This window comes from Streptomyces sp. NPDC002788, from assembly GCF_053592115.1.
In genome coordinates, this window is sequence record NZ_JBSFVB010000003.1 from 411021 (window position 1) to 426328 (window position 15308).

At 70.7% G+C, this 15308-nt stretch carries 14 protein-coding genes and 1 pseudogene; 8 read left to right on the plus strand and 7 right to left on the minus strand.

Translation table 11 applies throughout. From position 1 onward, the window contains the following. Positions 1-80 precede the first annotated feature (80 nt). Positions 81-878, plus strand: a complete 798-nt coding sequence (locus ACWD1U_RS08505; RefSeq protein WP_451105629.1) for a carbon-nitrogen family hydrolase — start codon at positions 81-83, stop codon at positions 876-878. Between the two features lie 50 nt (positions 879-928). On the opposite strand, the gene ACWD1U_RS08510 is transcribed toward ACWD1U_RS08505, so the two are convergent. Further along, a complete protein-coding gene (locus ACWD1U_RS08510; RefSeq protein WP_451105631.1) occupies positions 929-1420 on the minus strand; it encodes an LURP-one-related/scramblase family protein in 492 nt (163 codons plus the stop codon). After that, on the minus strand, positions 1417-2415 hold the full coding sequence (locus ACWD1U_RS08515) for a GlxA family transcriptional regulator (protein ID WP_451105633.1): 999 nt from the start codon (positions 2413-2415) through the stop codon (positions 1417-1419). The genes ACWD1U_RS08510 and ACWD1U_RS08515 overlap by 4 nt, the downstream gene beginning before the upstream one ends. Positions 2416-2467: 52 nt before the next feature. On the opposite strand from ACWD1U_RS08515, the gene ACWD1U_RS08520 reads away from it, so the two are divergent. Further along, positions 2468-2860 (plus strand): cupin domain-containing protein, encoded by a 393-nt coding sequence (locus ACWD1U_RS08520; protein ID WP_451105635.1) that lies wholly within the window; start codon positions 2468-2470, stop codon positions 2858-2860. Positions 2861-2979: 119 nt separating this feature from the next. Beyond that, positions 2980-3293, plus strand: a pseudogene (locus ACWD1U_RS08525) (alkyl hydroperoxide reductase); the annotation flags it as partial. Positions 3294-3305: 12 nt separating this feature from the next. Here the strand turns inward: ACWD1U_RS08525 and ACWD1U_RS08530 are convergent. The 4 genes from ACWD1U_RS08530 to ACWD1U_RS08545 form a co-directional block, all read right to left on the minus strand. After that, positions 3306-3560, minus strand: a complete 255-nt coding sequence (locus tag ACWD1U_RS08530) for a DUF6458 family protein (RefSeq protein ID WP_031137490.1) — start codon at positions 3558-3560, stop codon at positions 3306-3308. 87 nt (positions 3561-3647) lie between these two features. After that, entirely contained in the window at positions 3648-4946 is a 1299-nt protein-coding gene (locus ACWD1U_RS08535; protein WP_451105637.1) for a M18 family aminopeptidase, read from the minus strand. Between the two features lie 74 nt (positions 4947-5020). Next, positions 5021-6847: an acyl-CoA dehydrogenase gene (locus tag ACWD1U_RS08540; RefSeq protein WP_451105639.1), complete on the minus strand. Its 1827-nt coding sequence runs from the start codon at positions 6845-6847 to the stop codon at positions 5021-5023. Positions 6848-6980: 133 nt separating this feature from the next. Further along, positions 6981-7799, minus strand: coding sequence for an intradiol ring-cleavage dioxygenase (locus ACWD1U_RS08545; protein WP_451105641.1), 819 nt, complete (start codon positions 7797-7799; stop codon positions 6981-6983). Between the two features lie 122 nt (positions 7800-7921). Here ACWD1U_RS08545 and ACWD1U_RS08550 point away from each other — a divergent pair, with 122 nt between their 5' ends. From ACWD1U_RS08550 to ACWD1U_RS08560, 3 genes are all read left to right on the plus strand, one after another. Then, positions 7922-8386, plus strand: coding sequence for an SseB family protein (locus tag ACWD1U_RS08550; RefSeq protein ID WP_030846788.1), 465 nt, complete (start codon positions 7922-7924; stop codon positions 8384-8386). A 113-nt stretch (positions 8387-8499) separates the two neighbouring features. After that, positions 8500-8748: a hypothetical protein gene (locus ACWD1U_RS08555; protein WP_451105643.1), complete on the plus strand. Its 249-nt coding sequence runs from the start codon at positions 8500-8502 to the stop codon at positions 8746-8748. Positions 8749-8922: 174 nt separating this feature from the next. Then, entirely contained in the window at positions 8923-9900 is a 978-nt protein-coding gene (locus ACWD1U_RS08560) for a pirin family protein (protein ID WP_451105644.1), read from the plus strand. A gap of 195 nt (positions 9901-10095) precedes the next feature. Here ACWD1U_RS08560 and ACWD1U_RS08565 read toward each other — a convergent pair whose 3' ends face one another. Further along, complete coding sequence (locus ACWD1U_RS08565) at positions 10096-12237, minus strand: ATP-binding SpoIIE family protein phosphatase (RefSeq protein ID WP_451105645.1); 2142 nt, start codon at positions 12235-12237, stop codon at positions 10096-10098. A gap of 199 nt (positions 12238-12436) precedes the next feature. Here ACWD1U_RS08565 and aspS point away from each other — a divergent pair, with 199 nt between their 5' ends. Then, on the plus strand, positions 12437-14200 hold the full coding sequence (gene aspS, locus ACWD1U_RS08570) for an aspartate--tRNA ligase (RefSeq protein WP_451105647.1): 1764 nt from the start codon (positions 12437-12439) through the stop codon (positions 14198-14200). Between the two features lie 118 nt (positions 14201-14318). Continuing rightward, on the plus strand, positions 14319-15284 hold the full coding sequence (locus ACWD1U_RS08575) for an intradiol ring-cleavage dioxygenase (RefSeq protein ID WP_451105649.1): 966 nt from the start codon (positions 14319-14321) through the stop codon (positions 15282-15284). Positions 15285-15308: the final 24 nt, after the last annotated feature.

The following is a 15308-nucleotide window of genomic DNA, read 5'->3' on the forward strand; positions in this document are numbered from 1 at the left end:
GCTGTGAGGCACCCCGGCAGTGCTTTCGTGTGACGATCGTAGGCCCGTGTGGACGACTCGAATGCCAGGACGGTGGTAGTGTGCGCGCCTCTGTGATCCAGATCGCCGTAGAAGAGGGCGAATCGGTCGAAGCGCGCCGTCGGCGGGCGGCCGCGATGGTCCGGGATCAGGCCGGAAGCGATCTCGTCGTCCTGCCGGAGCTGTGGACCACGGGTGCCTTCGCCTACGAGGAGTTCGGGCGGGAGGCCGAGCCGCTCGAAGGGCCGACGTACGAGGCGATGGCGAAGGCCGCGAGTGACGCGGGCGTCTGGCTGCACGCCGGCTCGATCCCGGAGCGGGATCCGGAGGGACCGCTCTACAACACCTCGCTCGTCTTCTCCCCCTCCGGCGATCTGGCCGCCGCCTACCGCAAGATCCACCGCTTCGGCTTCGACAAGGGCGAGGCCGTCCTGATGGGCGCGGGCACGGAACTGGTGACGGTGCGTCTGCCCGCCACGACCCTGGGCGTGGCCACTTGCTACGACCTCCGTTTCCCCGAACTCTTCCGCGGTCTCGTCGACGCCGGTGCCGAGACGCTCGTGGTGGCGGCGGGCTGGCCGGAGCGCCGCCGGTCCCACTGGACGCTGCTGGCCCGGGCGCGGGCCGTGGAGAACCAGTCGTTCGTTCTCGCCTGCGCGACGGCGGGCACGCACGCCGGAGTCCCCCAGGCCGGCCACTCGATCGTGGTCGACCCGTGGGGCGAGGTGCTGGCCGAGGCCGGGGCCGGCGAGGAGGTCCTCACGGTGGAGTTCGACCCGGGGCAGGTCGCGACGACACGGGAGCAGTTCCCGGCGCTGAAGGACCGGATGCTGGGACTCCAGCCGCCGCGCCGGCCCTGAGCGCCCGCTCCCGGCCCCCGGCGAGGGCGGGTCTACACGGCGAGGGCGGGTCAGCCTTCCCGCTCCTTCTCCGCCAGGTGGATCACACACACCGACACGGCGATCAGCAGCGCCGGATCCGCGTCCTCGCGGACGACGTCCACGCCGTAGGTGTCGCGCAGGGTCAGCCACCGCCGCGAGACCACCGCCAGCAGCTCCCCGTCGTACTCGACCGCGAACTCCCGGTCGAGGATCTTGCCGCTGACGTCCAGCTCGTTGCCGTCGGCGAGGGACACCCGGTAGTGGTTGCGCAGCAGGGACAGGCGCTTCCGACGGATCGTCGCCAGGGGCTCCCCGCCCCGCTGGAGCACCATCGTGTCGCGCAGGGCGAGCATCTTCTGGTGGATGTCGACGAGGACACGCCCCTGGGCGTCCTTCAGCTCCCAGGTGTCCCGCAGGCGCAGCGCCTTGCCGTCGACGAGGAACACCTTGGTGCCGTGGTCGTCCTCGATCCAGTAGTCGTCACCGAAGCCGAGGAGCCGGTCGTACACGAGGAATCTCATGTCACCAGGGCTTCCCCGCCGCCGGTTCCGAAACGCCGTCGATAGGCCGACGGGCTGAGCCCGGTCGCGCGGCGCAGCCGGGTCCGCAGGTTGGCGGCCGTGCCGAGCCCGCTGCTGGCCGCCACGACGTCCAGCCGCTTCTCGCCCTTCTCGATCAGCCGGCACGCCAGCGCCACCCGCTCCCCGGTCAGCCACGCGAGCGGGGTCGTGCCGAGCTGGGCGCGGAAGCGGCGGTGCAGTGTGGCGGGGCTGACCCGTGCGCGTGCCGCCAGGTCCGCCACGGTCAGCGGCTCGCCCAGCCGCACCTGAGCCCACGCCAGCAGCGGCGCCAGGGACTCGTCCCGCACCTCCGGCACGGGCCGCTCCACGAACTGGCGCTGCCCGCCGTCGCGGTGTGCGGCGAACACGAGCCGGCGCGAGACCTGGTTGGCGATCTCGGCGCCGTGGTCGCGCCGCCAGAGGTACAGCCCGAGATCGAGCGCCGCCGCGCTGCCGGCGGCCGTGAGGATGTCGCCGTCGTCGACGAACAGCACGTCCGGCTCCAGCAGCACTTTCGGGTGCAGCCTGCGCAACGAGTCGGCCCAGCGCCAGTGCGTCGACGCCCGCCGCCCGTCCAGCAGTCCGGCCTCGGCGAGGGCGAAGGTGCCGGTGCAGAAGCTCACGACCCGGGCGCCGCGCGCGTGGGCGCGCCGGATCGTCTCGAGTACGTCGGGGCCGCGCGGTACGACGTTGTCCGGCCGGCCGGGCACGACCAGCGTGTCCGCCTCCGCCACGGCGTCCAGGCCCCGGACCCCGGTGAGCGTGAAGAAGCCGTGGTTCATCCGGATCTCCGGGGTGGGCGCGCACAGCGCCACTTCGTACAACGGCCCCGGCAGGCCCAGCTCGGGCCTCGGCAACCCGAACAGCTCGGTGGCCACGCCGACCTCGAAGGGATTGGTGCCCTCGTCGACGATCACGGCGACCCGGTGCGGACGCTGCGAGGATCCTTGCGACATGTGCGATTCCTAGCACTCGCGCGGGGCGGGGGGAACCCCGCAGGATCCCCTCATGACTCAGGAACCCGTCTCCCTCGACCATGCCCTGGCGTCCTTCACCGACCGGTGGAGCCCCCGCATCGTCACCGCCGTCAACGACTACGACGTCCGCATCGCGAAGGTCGAGGGCGAGCACGTCTGGCACGTCCACGACCACACCGACGAGTTCTTCCTCGTCCTCGACGGCGAACTCCACCTCGGCCTGCGCGAACCGGCCGGCGAACGCACGGTCGTCCTGCCCAAGGGCAGCGTCTTCACGGTCCCCCGCGGCACCGAACACAGGCCGTACGCCCCGGTCCCCACGGCGATCCTCATGTTCGAACCCACCGGCACCCTCACGGTCGGCGACCGCCACGACGAGATCCCGGACCACGTGGACGCCACGACGGGGCACGCGCTGGGCTGACCGCCGGTACCGGACGGAGCAGTCGCCGACCCGGTGCTCCACGCGGTGGCAGGCGGAGGTAATCGCCCGGGTGTGACCGGCTGTCGCCGCCGCGCCCACGGCTCGGGGACGTTCCGTACATCCTCCAGGCTCCGGCGGGGCAGAAGCTGGACACCCGCCATGGCTCCTCGACGCGCCTGCTCGTCTCGGCGACGCCGCCGCGGCTGCCGCGCAGCGGCGAGGGCGCGGGGACGGATCCGTCCCCGCGCCCTCGAACTCGATTCCTCCGTGCCGGGAGGGCGTGCCGCGTGCCTCCGCCCTGGGCGCCTCCTGCTACGACGACCCGCCCATGCCTACCCGGCCTGCCATGTCCTTCAGCGGGACTGCGTGCGCGTCCGCCTCACCGAGGCGGACGGACCGGCTGCCCCTCGTGCCGGCCGGGACGGGCGCCTGATCGCCTCGGGCGTCACACCCCGTATCCGTCGCTGTAGCCGTCGCGGCGGTGATGGTGGGCCGCCGGGTCTTCCACGACCTGCGTCGTGGGGGGCACCACCACGCGCCGGCGCCTGGCGATGCTGCTGAACGTGGTGACGCCGATCAGTCCGACGATCATCAGGATGATGCCGACCAGGTCGAGGTTGACCCCCTGCATGTCCCAGTCGGTCGCGAACGTGAGGATGGCTCCCACGGCGATGAGGATGATGCATCCGCCGAGGCCCATGAGTGTCGCCTCCCTGTACGGTCCGGTCGTTCCGGTCCCGAACTCCGGGTACCCCGGCGAGGAACACCCATGCGGTGGTGGCCTGTTCTACCTCTGCAGAAACGCCGTCAGCGCGTTGGCGAGGAGGAACGGGTCGTCGGCGCCGCAGAGTTCGCGTGCGCTGTGCATCGACAGGATGGCCACGCCGATGTCGACGGTCCTGATGCCGTGCCGGGCGGCGGTGATCGGGCCGATCGTGGTGCCGCAGGGCATGGAGTTGTTGGAGACGAAGGACTGGAAGGGCACGTCGGCCGCCTCGCAGGCCGCCGTGAACTCCGCGCGGCCCGAACCGTCCGTGGCGTAGCGGTTGTTGACGTTGACCTTGAGGATCGGGCCGCCGTTGACGCGGGGGTGGTGCGTCGGGTCGTGCCGCTCCGCGTAGTTGGGGTGGACGGCGTGGCCGGTGTCGGAGGACAGGCAGACCGTGCCGGCGAAGGCGCGGGCCCGGTCCTCGTAGGAGCCGCCGCGGGCGAACACCGAGCGTTCCAGCACGTTGCCGAGCAGCGGTCCGTCCGCGCCCGTGTCCGACTGGGAGCCGTTCTCCTCGTGGTCGAAGGCGGCCAGGACCGGGATGGAGGCCGGCTGCGACGGCGAGGAGGCGACGGCCGCGAGGGCCGCCGTGCCGGCGTGCACCGACAGCAGGTTGTCCATGCGCGGGCCGGCCAGCAGCTCGCGGTCGCGGCCCAGGTAGGCGGGCGGTTCGACGGAGTGCGTCATCAGGTCCCAGCCGGTGACCTCGCCCGCGGGGATGCCGGCCGTCTCCTCCAGGAAGGCGATCAGATCGCCGTCGCGCACGTCGCGGCCCAGGCCCCAGACCGGCTGCATGTGCCGCTGCTTGTCGAGCTTGAGGCCGTCGGCCGTCACCGAGCGGTCCAGGTGGATGGCGAGCTGCGGAACGCGCAGCAGCGGGCGGTCGACGTTGACCAGGCGCGTCGAGCCGTCGCGCAGGGTCAGCCGGCCCGCGAGACCGAGGTCGCGGTCCAGCCAGGAGTTGAGCAGCGGTCCGCCGTAGATCTCCACGGCCACCTGGCGCCAGCCGTGCGCTCCGGTGTCGGGGAGCGGCTTGACGCGCAGGTTGGGGGAGTCGGTGTGGGCGCCGACGATCCGGAACGGCGTGTGCGGTGCGGCGCCCTCCGGCACGTACCAGGCGACGATCGCGCCGCCGCGCAACACGTACTTGCCGCCGCTCGTCCCGTCCCAGGCGTCCGTCTCCGAGACCTGCTTGAACCCGGCCTTCTCCAGCCGCTCGGCGGCACTCGCCACGGCGTGGTACGGCGACGGGCTCGCCGCCAGGAAGGTCATGAGGTCGTCGGTGTGGCCGCGGTCGAAGCGCGCTGGTTCGGTCATGCCTTCACCTTAACGACGGACGAGGGCCTGTTCCCCGGGTAGGGGAACAGGCCCTCGAACAGAGGACGCGAGGATCAGAACGCGGCCTCGTCCAGCTCCATCAGGTCCAGCTCGACGCCCTCGGCGACCTTGCGGGCCAGGGTGACGCCCGGCAGGACGTTGGCGGCGAAGAACTTGGCCGCGGCGATCTTGCCCGTGTAGAAGGCCTTGTCCTTGGCGGAGGCGGTCTCCAGCTTCTCGGCGGCGATCGCGGCGCCCTTGAGCAGCAGGTAGCCGACGACGACGTCACCGGAGGCCATCAGCAGGCGGGTGGTGTTGAGCCCGACCTTGTAGATGTTCTTGACGTCCTGCTCGGTGGCCGCGAGGTCGGTGAGCATCAGGCCGACGATGGCCTCCAGCTCGACGGCGGCCTTGGCGAGGTGCTCGCGGGCCCCGGCCAGCTCCTCGCCGCCGGTGCCGAGGGCGAGGAACTTCTTGATGTCCTCGGCGAGGGAGTTCAGCGCGGCGCCCTGGTTGCGGACGATCTTCCGGAAGAAGAAGTCCTGCCCCTGGATGGCCGTGGTGCCCTCGTAGAGGGTGTCGATCTTGGAGTCCCGGATGTACTGCTCGATCGGGTACTCCTGGAGGAAGCCGGAGCCGCCGAAGGTCTGGAGCGACTGGGCGAGCAGCTCGTAGCCCTTCTCGGAGCCGTACCCCTTGACGATGGGCAGGAGCAGGTCGTTCAGCGCGTGCTCGGTGGCGGCGTCCTCGCCGGCGGCCTCCTTGATCTGGATCGCGTCCTGGATCGAGGCGGTGTACATCACCAGGGCGCGCATGCCCTCCGCGTACGCCTTCTGCGTGATCAGCGAGCGGCGCACGTCCGGGTGGTGGGTGATGGTGACCTTCGGCGCGGTCTTGTCCATGAAGTTCGCCAGGTCCGGGCCCTGGACGCGCTCCTTGGCGTACTCCAGCGCGTTCAGGTAGCCCGTGGACAGCGTGGAGATCGCCTTCGTGCCGACCATCATGCGGGCGAACTCGATGATGCGGAACATCTGGCGGATGCCGTCGTGCTTGTCGCCGATCAGCCAGCCCTTGGCGGGGTGCCGGTCGCCGAAGGTCATCTCGCAGGTGTTGGAGGCCTTCAGGCCCATCTTGTGCTCGACGTTCGTGGCGTAGACGCCGTTGCGCTCGCCCAGCTCGCCGGTCTCGAAGTCGAAGAGGTACTTCGGGACGAGGAAGAGGGACAGGCCCTTGGTGCCGGGGCCGGCGCCCTCGGGGCGGGCCAGCACGTAGTGGAGGATGTTCTCCGACATGTCGTGCTCACCGGAGGTGATGAAGCGCTTCACGCCCTCGATGTGCCAGGAGCCGTCCTCCTGCTGCACGGCCTTGGTGCGGCCGGCGCCCACGTCGGAGCCCGCGTCGGGCTCGGTGAGCACCATCGTGGAGCCCCACTGCTTCTCCGTGGCGATCTTGGCTATGTGCTTCTGGACCTCGTTGCCCTCCTCGAAGAGGATGCCGGCGAAGGCCGGGCCCGAGGAGTACATCCACACGGCCGGGTTGGCGCCCAGGATGAGCTCGGCGTACGCCCAGATCAGGGAGCGGGGCGAGGTGGTGCCGCCGATCTCCTCGGGCAGGCCGAGACGCCAGTACTCGGAGTCCATGAAGGCCTGGTAGCTCTTCTTGAAGGACGCGGGGACCGGCGCCGTGTTGGTCTCCGGGTCGAAGACCGGAGGGTTGCGGTCGGCGTCGACGAAGGACTCGGCCAGCTCGTTCTCCGAGAGGCGGGTCAGCTCCTCCAGGATGCTCTTCGCGGTCTCGACGTCCATCTCCTCGAACGGACCGGTGCCGTACACCTTGTCGCGCCCGAGTACTTCGAAGAGGTTGAACTCGATGTCACGGAGATTCGACTTGTAGTGCCCCATGGCGACGGCTCCCGGCTCCCTAGAGAGATCGGCGAGGCACTGGCTCCTCGCGCTAGTTCACGTACCAACAAGTAGCTAGATGATGCTACCCGCCAGTAATAAGACGCAACCCCATCCGGTCATCTGTGACAGGTCACACCGGAACGGTCAAGGCCGCGGTGTAGCCGTCCCCCGCGCTGCCCGTCATCGTCGCCAGCTGCCGCTCGTGGCCGTCGCTGAAGATGCTGTCGCCCTCCAGGGAGAGGCTGCTCAGGTTCCGCACGCTGTCGCCGTAGCCGTCCGTGGCGTACACCGCGTCGCAGACGTCCTGCGGGAAGGCGAGCTGCGAGGTGTTCGTGATCGATGTGGCGGCGGTGGCGTCGGCCAGAGAGCCGTAGACCTCGAAGTGGATGTGCGGCCAGCGGCCCGGGTAGCAGCCGGGGAAGACGCTCGTGAACGTGACCTGGCCCTTGTCGTCCGTCTCCTGGACGCCCCGCAGGTAGTTCTCCTCGGTGACGCCCTCGGAGTACAGGGAGTAGGCGCCGTCCCGGTCACAGTGCCAGAGGTAGACGGCGGCGCCCTCTTTCGGCGTCCCGCAGCCGGAGGCCGCGTCCACCACCGTCAGTGTGATCGTCAGGGGTACGCCCTCGGCGGTGCCGCCCGCGGAGTCGCCGAAGCTCTTCGTGATGTCGCCGCGGACGACGCCGCTCTCCTTCAGGACGTCGACGCCGTTGGAGCCGTCGCCGGGGAAGGGCCCGGCCGTCTCCTCGGGGATCTCCGCGCACCCGGCGGACGAGGAGGGCGCCGAGGTAGCGGTGGAGGCCGGGGTCTTCTCCTCCGTCGTGCAGCCCATCAGCGGGACCAGGCTCGCGCCCGCCATCAGCCGGATCATCCGGCGGCGGGCGAGGACGGGGAGATCGTGGGACAGGCCTCTGTCGTGCTCGTGCGGGCCCTCGTCATGGCGTCCGTTCATGGTTCGACGCTACGAGCGGCGGGCGCGGCGATCCACAGAACCGGCGCTGTCGAGTCGCTGTCGGTTTGCCGGGCCTGCCGTACCGGCCCGTCCGCCCGGCCGCTCTCGGTACTCTTGCGCTCATGTACGGCTACGACCAGACAGCGGGCCCGCAAGGGCAGTACGCCCCTCCGCAGCAGCCGATGTCCGGCGGATACGGACAGCAGCCGCCGCTGTACCCCGAGCCGTCCCCGCCCTCCCTGACGGACGCGGTGCGCGCGTTCACCACCGGGCAGATGGCCGCCGAGGACTTCCAGCAGGTCTTCGCGACGTCGAAGGTCTACTGCCCCCGCGGCGACAACCCCGGCTTTCTCGCGCTGCACAACACCCAGCAGCCGGTGATCCCGATGTTCAGCACGCTCAAGGAACTGCGCCGGTACGCGGGCAAGGAGTCCAAGTACTTCGTGATCACCGGCGCCGAGGTCCTGGACCTGCTGCCGACCGGCTACGGCTTCGTCCTCGACATGGAGGGCGAGCACCGCATGGTGTTCGACGCGAAGGCCGTGGAGCAGATGGTCGAGTTCGCGATGCGCCGGATGTATGGCTGAACGCCATTGCTTCGCAGACGGCGGCTGACCCTACTCCGACATCGGCAGGCGTAGCGCCAGTCCTGCACCGCCCTCGTATCGCGATCCTCGGCTCCCTCCTCTCCGGCGGTCACGTGGACGAGATGCCGCCCGGCGCCCCCGAGCAGGCCAGGGAGTCCATCGGCGGGGCGCCGGCGGTCGCGGGCGGAGACCAGGGCCTGGTGCGGGCGGCCCGTGAGGCCTTCACCGCCTCGATGTCGACGACCTTCACGATCAGCGCGGTCGGTGTCCTCGCCGCGGCGGTCGTGGCCACGCTGGTGATGCGGGACCGCAAGGCCGGGTCCGCCCGGGCCGGGGGCGAGGAGCCCGAGCTGGCCGCCTGACGCGGACGGACGAAGGCCGTCACCCCGCTGCGGGGTGACGGCCTTTCGTCATGCCGGTTTCCCGTGGTTCGCTGCGCCGTCCCCTGGGTGGGAATGCCTTCGCGGTTTTCACTGTTGGGGGTGGCAGGAAGTTCAACGCTCAACTAAACTGGGCGTACACGAGGAGGAACCGACATGCCTGCTGTGACCGTCGAGAACCCGTTGACGCTGCCCCGCGTGACCGCGCCGGCCGACGCCGTGGCACGTCCCGTGCTCGCCGTCACGACCGCTCCGAGCGGTTTCGAGGGCGAGGGCTTCCCGGTGCGCCGGGCGTTCGCGGGGATCAACTACCGCCACCTCGACCCGTTCATCATGATGGACCAGATGGGTGAGGTGGAATACGCGCCGGGCGAGCCCAAGGGCACGCCGTGGCACCCGCACCGCGGCTTCGAGACCGTCACGTACATCATCGACGGGATCTTCGACCACCAGGACTCCAACGGCGGTGGCGGAACCATCACCGACGGGGACACCCAGTGGATGACCGCGGGCTCGGGCCTGCTGCACATCGAGGCCCCACCGGAGCATCTGGTCATGTCCGGCGGGCTCTTCCACGGCCTCCAGCTGTGGGTGAACCTCCCGGCCAAGGACAAGATGATGGCCCCGCGCTACCAGGACATCCGCGGCGGCAACGTCCAGCTGCTGACCACGCCCGACGGCGGCGCGCTGCTGCGGGTGATCGCCGGGGAGCTGGACGGGCATGCCGGTCCCGGCATCACGCACACGCCGATCACGATGGTCCACGCGACGCTGGCGCCGGGTGCGGAGCTGACCCTGCCGTGGCGCGAGGACTTCAACGGGCTGGCGTACGTCCTGGCCGGGCGCGGCAGCGTCGGCACGGACCGCCGCCCGGTCCACATGGGCCAGACCGCCGTCTTCGGCGCGGGCTCCTCGCTGACCGTCCGCGCCGAGGAGAAGCAGGACTCCCGCACGCCGGACCTCGAGGTCGTCCTGCTCGGCGGGCAGCCGATCCGCGAGCCGATGGCCCACTACGGCCCGTTCGTGATGAACACCAAGGACGAACTCATGCAGGCCTTCGAGGACTTCCAGAAGGGCCGCCTGGGCACGGTCCCGGCGGTGCACGGGATGACGGGGAGCGGTCCGCAGGACTGACGCGTCACCCGGGGCGGCCGGTGGGCACGTTCTCCCGCCGGTGCCGCCCAGGCCGGTTCCGGGCAGTGGAGGGGCGGTCGCGCGGGCGCGGCCGCCCGGCCTGTCCCCGGATCGCCGGCCGGCCGATCCGGCGGACCGCCGTCAACAGCCGCCACGGGGAGCAGGAGCCGCCGCCGTCCGAGGAGTCGTGACCCGCTACGGCGACCAGGAGCCGTCGCCCGAGCCGTCGGTGGACTCGTGGAGCTCGAACCAGATGCTCTTGCCCTCGCCCCGCGGGTCCACCCCCCAGGCGTGCGCGAGCAGTTCGATCAGCACCAGGCCGCGGCCGGAGGACGCCAGCTCACCGGGTCTGCGCTTGTGCGGCAGATCGTCGCCGGCGTCGGTGACCTCGATCCGCAGCCGCCGCTCCCCCACCGCCGCCCCGCTGATCTCGGCGACCAGCAGCGCGTCGGAGTCGGTGTGCACGAGGGCGTTCGTCAGCAGCTCCGACAGCAGCAGCACCGCCGAGTCGGCCTGGTCCGGCGAGGCCCAGTCGTGCAGCAGCTCCCGTAGCTGCTGCCGGGCCACCGCGACGCGCTCCGGCTCGGCCTGCGCGACCGTCAGTACCGAGCGCCGCACCGGCCGCCCCGGGGTCAGGGTGTCGCCGCAGCCGCAGCTCCCGCCCTCCCGGCTCAGCAGCAGCACGGCGATGTCGTCCTCGCGGCGGTCGGCCAGAGGGCCGGTGGTGTGGTGCGACGACGGCCCGTGCACCGCCTGCACGAGGCTGTCGGCGAGTTCCTCCAGATCCCCCTCGTGCTCCTCCAGGATCACCCGCAGCCGCCGCCAGCCCGTGTCCAGGTCGTGTCCGCCGGTCTCGATCAGGCCGTCCGTGCAGATCAGCATGGTCTCGCCGGGCTCCAGCGCGAGCCGGGTCGTGGGGTAGTCGGCGTCCGGGTCGATGCCCAGCGGCAGGCCTCCCGACGTCGGCCGGGTCAGGACCGTCCCGTCGGCCATCCGGATCGCCGGGTCCGGGTGGCCGGCACGGGCGATGTCCAGCACCCCCTTCGCCGGGTCGACCTCGACGTACACGCAGGTCGCGAAGCGCGGGTCGAACGGATCCTCGTCGGTGATGCCGTGCAGGAAGCGGGAGGCACGGGACAGCACCGCGTCCGGCCGGTGGCCCTCCGACGCGTAGGCCCGCAGGGCGATCCGCAGCTGGCCCATCAGCCCCGCGGCGCGTACGTCATGGCCCTGGACGTCCCCGATAACCAGCGCGAACCGCCCGCTGGGCAGCGGGATCACGTCGTACCAGTCGCCGCCGACCTGAAGCCCGCCGCCCGTGGGGACGTAGCGGGCGGCGACGCTCATGCCGGGGATGCGCTGCGGGCCGAGCCTCGGCAGCATCGTGCGCTGGAGTCCGTCGGTCAGGGCCCGCTCGCTCTCGGCCACGCCCGCCCGGGTCAGGGCCTGCGCCAGCATCCGCGCCACGGTCGTCAGCACGGACCGCTCGTCCGGTGTGAACGCGACCGGGTAGGCGAAGGCCGCCATCCACGCGCCCATCGTGCGACCGGCCACGGTCAGCGGCAGGAACGCCCAGGAGCGGCGGCCGAAGCGCTCGGCAAGCGGCCAGGTCAGCGGATAGCGGGACTTGTACTCCTCGGCGGAGGACAGGTACACGGCCCGGCCCGTCCGCACCACCTCGGCGGCCGGGTAGTCCGTGTCCAGCGGCATGTCCGAGAACGGGCTCTCGGTGCCCTGCTGCTGCCCGTGATGGCCGATGATCGTCAGCCGGTCGCCCTCCACGCCGAACACCGCCAGCCCGTCCGGCGAGAACCCGGGCATCGACAGATTGGCCGTGACCCGCAGGACCTCCTGCGTGGAGCGCGCCTCGGCCAGCGCCCGGCCCGCGTCCAGCAGGAACGCCTCCCGCGAGCGGCGCCAGTCACCGGTGACCGCGCTGCGCCCGGCCGGGGTGCCCGGCTTCGGCTCTGTGACCTCCTGGAGGGTCCCGATCAGCAGATACGCCTTGCGCTCCCGGTCGTAGGACGGCTTGGAGCGGCTGCGGACGACCCGGACGACCCGGCCCTGCTCGTCCATGATCCGGACCCGCACCTCGGCGAGGGTGCCCTCGGCGACGGCGAGCTGGGTGACGCCGGTGATCTCGTTCCAGTCGACCGGATGCAACCGGGCCCTGGCCTGTGCCTCCGTGAGGCTGACCTGCTCGGCGGGCAGCCCGAGCAGCCGTGCCGCCTCGGCGTCGACCGTGACCAGCCCGGTGGCGGTGTCCCAGTGCCACAGGCCGGTCGCGAGGGCTGCGAGAGCCTCCCCCACGGCGGGCAGGGGCTCGCCAGTGCGCATTGCCCTACTTTAAGAAGAGGCGCTCGAACACTGCCACCGACGGTGGCCGCATGTGCGATCACCGTCGACGTGTGCGCGATCACCGCGGATGCCTGATCGATCGATAACTGTGGAGAGTCGATCTTCGCCTGCCCGGTACGCTGGGGACCAGTTTCACGTGAAACACAGACCCCGATCAGCGAAGACTGGATGAACGACGATGCATCGGTACAGGTCCCACACCTGCGGCGAGCTCCGCTCCTCTGACGTCGGCACCGACGTCCGGCTGAGTGGCTGGCTGCACAATCGGCGCGACCTGGGCGGCATCCTCTTCATCGATCTGCGTGACCACTACGGCATCACGCAGCTCGTGGCCCGTCCCGGCACCCCCGCCTACGAGGCCCTCGACAAACTCTCCAAGGAGTCGACCGTCCGCGTCGACGGCAAGGTCGTCTCCCGCGGCGCCGAGAACATCAACCCCGACCTGCCGACGGGTGAGGTCGAGGTCGAGGTCGGCGAGGTCGAACTGCTCGGCGCGGCCGCCCCGCTGCCGTTCACGATCAACGCCGAGGACGGGGTCAACGAGGAGCGGCGCCTGGAGTACCGCTTCCTGGACCTGCGCCGCGAGCGCATGCACCGCAACATCATGCTGCGCACGGCGGTCATCTCGGCGATCCGCCACAAGATGACGGCGCTGGGCTTCAACGAGATGGCGACGCCGATCCTGTCCGCGACCTCCCCGGAGGGCGCCCGCGACTTCGTCGTCCCGTCCCGTCTGCACCCGGGCAAGTTCTACGCCCTCCCCCAGGCGCCCCAGCAGTTCAAGCAGCTGCTGATGATCTCCGGCTTCGACCGCTACTTCCAGATCGCGCCCTGCTTCCGTGACGAGGACGCTCGCGCCGACCGCTCGCCGGGCGAGTTCTACCAGCTCGACGTCGAGATGAGCTTCGTCGAGCAGGAGGACGTCTTCCAGCCCGTCGAGAAGCTGATGACGGAGCTGTTCGAGGAGTTCGGCGGCGGCCGCCACGTCACCTCGCCGTTCCCGCGGATCCCGTTCCGCGAGGCGATGCTGAAGTACGGCTCCGACAAGCCCGACCTGCGCGCCCAGCTCGAACTCGTCGACATCACCGACATCTTCGAGGGCTCGGAGTTCAAGGCCTTCGCCGGCAAGCACGTGCGCGCCCTGCCGGTGCCGGACGTCTCCGCCCAGCCCCGCAAGTTCTTCGACCAGCTCGGCGACTACGCAGTCTCCCAGGGCGCCAAGGGCCTGGCCTGGGTCCGCGTCGGCGAGGACGGCTCGCTGTCCGGCCCGATCGCCAAGTTCCTCACCGAGGACAACGTCGCCGAGCTGACCAAGCGCCTGTCGCTTTCGGCCGGCCACGCCGTCTTCTTCGGCGCGGGCGAGTTCGACGAGGTCTCCAAGATCATGGGCGCGGTCCGCGTCGAAGCCGCCAAGCGCGCCGGGCACTTCGAGGAGGGCGTCTTCCGGTTCTGCTGGATCGTCGACTTCCCGATGTACGAGAAGGACGAGGAGACCGGCGCGATCGACTTCTCGCACAACCCCTTCTCGATGCCGCAGGGCGGCCTGGAGGCCCTGGAGACCCAGGACCCGCTGGACATCCTCGGGTGGCAGTACGACATCGTCTGCAACGGTGTCGAGCTGTCCTCTGGCGCGATCCGGAACCACGAGCCGGAGATCATGCTCAAGGCCTTCGAGATCGCCGGGTACGACCGCGAGACCGTCGAGGAGAAGTTCGCCGGCATGCTGCGCGCCTTCCGCTTCGGCGCCCCGCCGCACGGCGGCATCGCCCCCGGCGTCGACCGCATCGTCATGCTGCTCGCCGACGAGCCCAACATCCGCGAGACGATCGCCTTCCCGCTCAACGGCAACGCCCAGGACCTGATGATGGGCGCGCCGACGGAGCTGGAGGAGGCGCGGCTGAAGGAGCTGCACCTGTCGGTGCGCAAGCCGCAGCCGAAGTAGGGCGTACAGGCGTGAGTGGCTCGGAACCGGCGCCGGTTCCGAGCCACTTTCGTACCCAGGGCTCTCACCCAGCTCTCACCCAGGCTCCTGACAGGCCCGCTCCCTAGTTTCCCTTCCCATGACGGGACAGGAAACGGCCCGAGGGCCGAAGCACAAGCAGGATCTGACACGCCGCAAGGTCGTCGCCGCAGGCGCCGGCGCGGTGGTGGCGGCGGGCGTCGGCGGAACGTTCGCGGCGGGCGCGTTCGCCGGCGAGGAGACGAGCGCCGCCAAGGGCAAGACCGGCGGGAGCACCGGCGAGGTCTGCTACAAGCTGACCTCCGAGACCACCGAAGGCCCCTACTACATCGACGCGGACAAGCTCCGCCGGGACGTCACCGAGGACCAGGAGGGCATCCCGCTCACCCTGCGCCTGAAGGTGATCGACTCCGACACCTGCAAGCCCCTCGTGAACGCCGCCGTCGACATCTGGCACTGCAACGCGCTGGGCGTCTACTCGGGGTACGAGTCGATGGGCAGCGGCGGCGGAGGGGGAGGTGGCGGGGGCGGGGGCGGTACGCCGCCCTCCGGTACGCCGACCGGTGCCCCCACGGGAGCCCCTACGGGAGGGGGCGGCGGCGTGCACGAGGAGCCCACCGACGACGAGCGCTACCTGCGCGGCACGTGGCGTACGGACAAGCGGGGGATCGTCGAGTTCCGCACGATCTTCCCCGGCTGGTACCAGGGCCGCTGCGTGCACATCCACACCAAGGTGCACGTGAACGGCACCTGGACGCATGCCGGCTACGAGGGCGGTACGACCTGCCACACCGGCCAGCTCTTCTTCGACGAGGAGTCCGTGCTGGCCACGGCCGAGGTCGAGCCGTACTCCACCAACACCTCGACCCGCACCACCCTCGACGAGGACACCATCTACCCCGGCAACGGCACCGAGGGCGGACTGCTGAAGCTGAAGTACAAGAAGAACGCCATCGCCAAGGGCGTCGTCGCCACCCTCACCATGGGTGTCGACCCCGAGGCGACGCAGGACGGCACGGGGGACTCGGTCCAGCCCGGCGCGTCGGCCTCGGCATCCGCGAACTGACGGACGTACGAGGGGCGGACGCGT

Excerpts from the sequence above, each read along its gene's own strand:
- ACWD1U_RS08510 (WP_451105631.1), bottom strand. The coding sequence starts at position 1,420 with ATGAGATTCCTCGTGTACGACCGGCTCCTCGGCTTCGGTGACGACTAC.
- ACWD1U_RS08515 (WP_451105633.1), bottom strand. The coding sequence starts at position 2,415 with ATGTCGCAAGGATCCTCGCAGCGTCCGCACCGGGTCGCCGTGATCGTC.
- ACWD1U_RS08520 (WP_451105635.1), top strand. The coding sequence starts at position 2,468 with ATGACTCAGGAACCCGTCTCCCTCGACCATGCCCTGGCGTCCTTCACC.
- ACWD1U_RS08530 (WP_031137490.1), bottom strand. The coding sequence starts at position 3,560 with ATGGGCCTCGGCGGATGCATCATCCTCATCGCCGTGGGAGCCATCCTC.
- ACWD1U_RS08535 (WP_451105637.1), bottom strand. The coding sequence starts at position 4,946 with ATGACCGAACCAGCGCGCTTCGACCGCGGCCACACCGACGACCTCATG.
- ACWD1U_RS08540 (WP_451105639.1), bottom strand. The coding sequence starts at position 6,847 with ATGGGGCACTACAAGTCGAATCTCCGTGACATCGAGTTCAACCTCTTC.
- ACWD1U_RS08545 (WP_451105641.1), bottom strand. The coding sequence starts at position 7,799 with ATGAACGGACGCCATGACGAGGGCCCGCACGAGCACGACAGAGGCCTG.
- ACWD1U_RS08550 (WP_030846788.1), top strand. The coding sequence starts at position 7,922 with ATGTACGGCTACGACCAGACAGCGGGCCCGCAAGGGCAGTACGCCCCT.
- ACWD1U_RS08560 (WP_451105644.1), top strand. The coding sequence starts at position 8,923 with ATGCCTGCTGTGACCGTCGAGAACCCGTTGACGCTGCCCCGCGTGACC.
- ACWD1U_RS08565 (WP_451105645.1), bottom strand. The coding sequence starts at position 12,237 with ATGCGCACTGGCGAGCCCCTGCCCGCCGTGGGGGAGGCTCTCGCAGCC.
- aspS (WP_451105647.1), top strand. The coding sequence starts at position 12,437 with ATGCATCGGTACAGGTCCCACACCTGCGGCGAGCTCCGCTCCTCTGAC.
- ACWD1U_RS08575 (WP_451105649.1), top strand. The coding sequence starts at position 14,319 with ATGACGGGACAGGAAACGGCCCGAGGGCCGAAGCACAAGCAGGATCTG.